Here is a 371-nt window from a genome sequence, read left to right as displayed (position 1 = left end):
TTCTGGGCATGGGATGCCCGCCCGCACGGGGCGGGACACCGTGGTCAGTCGAGTTTATGTTTTTCGGCCGCGGTGAAGACGCCGCGCCGGTGATCTGCCTCGATGCGGAACCGGGCCTGCGACTCTGCGCGTTCGTCCGCTGTCCAACTCCGGCGATCCGGCCAGCCCATTGCCTGCCGTATCTTCATCTTCAGCTCCGTCATGGTGCGCGCCGTCAACATCGTCACTTCCTTTCCGCTGGCGTTCGGAATGCCCGCCCGCGCGGGGCGGGGCACCGATGCTCAGATGCCGGAGTCCTCGCCGTCCCCTTCGCCCTCGCCGTCCTCGTCGGACGCGGCCGGATCGCGGTCATTGCCGGTGGGGGCGCGGTA

1 protein-coding gene is annotated in these 371 nt (G+C 68.5%); it reads right to left on the bottom strand.

Features of this window, described 5'->3' with window-relative positions:
- Window positions 1–44 precede the first annotated feature (44 nt).
- Window positions 45–221: a hypothetical protein gene (locus BYZ73_RS23280; protein ID WP_181498183.1), complete on the bottom strand. Its 177-nt coding sequence runs from the start codon at window positions 219–221 to the stop codon at window positions 45–47.
- Window positions 222–371: the final 150 nt, after the last annotated feature.

It is taken from the genome of Rhodovulum viride (assembly GCF_003265965.1).
In the GTDB taxonomy this organism is placed as follows: Bacteria; Pseudomonadota; Alphaproteobacteria; order Rhodobacterales; family Rhodobacteraceae; genus Rhodovulum; species Rhodovulum kholense.
This window is presented reverse-complemented; position numbering and strand designations above follow the sequence as displayed.